This is a genomic window from Acetonema longum DSM 6540, from assembly GCF_000219125.1.
In the GTDB taxonomy this organism is placed as follows: domain Bacteria; phylum Bacillota; class Negativicutes; order Sporomusales; family Acetonemataceae; genus Acetonema; species Acetonema longum.
Genome location: NZ_AFGF01000273.1, coordinates 1 through 478, shown reverse-complemented (window position 1 = coordinate 478; position 478 = coordinate 1). Strand labels below are relative to the sequence as shown.

Below are 478 nucleotides of genomic sequence, written 5' to 3'. Positions count from 1 at the left end.
AGTTTCAATATTTTTTTCAAAACTACCGCCTATGACTGTACATAGGATAAATATCTTGCAAATCTTATAAGCATAAATCGGCAGGTTATGCTTTTCCCTGTCCTGTACTGCAATGACTAAGTCCGCTGTAACATCTAATCCTGATTCTTCTTTTACTTCTTTTATAGTATTTTCTTTTACTGATACATCGACATCAACCCATCCTCCCGGCAATGACCATGTATCATTATTTTCTCTTACAAGTAAAATTTTATCTTCTTTAAAAATGGCAGCACGACTATCTAATTTAGGTGTTTGATAGCCCACCTCATTACAGAATAAATTTTTTATCTTATCAGTAGGTATATCTGATTTATAACTAAGTATTTCTGCTGTAATTTCTCTTATTCTTTCATAACGCTCTATATCAAAATTGTCCTTTGCATAAAACAATCCTGCTTGTGCTATACTCTGTAATTCAACGGCCCATTGCAACCAT

At 33.1% G+C, this 478-nt stretch carries 1 protein-coding gene; it reads right to left on the bottom strand.

Annotated elements, in window-relative coordinates; translation table 11 throughout:
* Nucleotides 1–478 (bottom strand): NUDIX hydrolase (locus ALO_RS19850; RefSeq protein WP_004099831.1); only part of this gene is annotated, 478 nt, incomplete at both ends.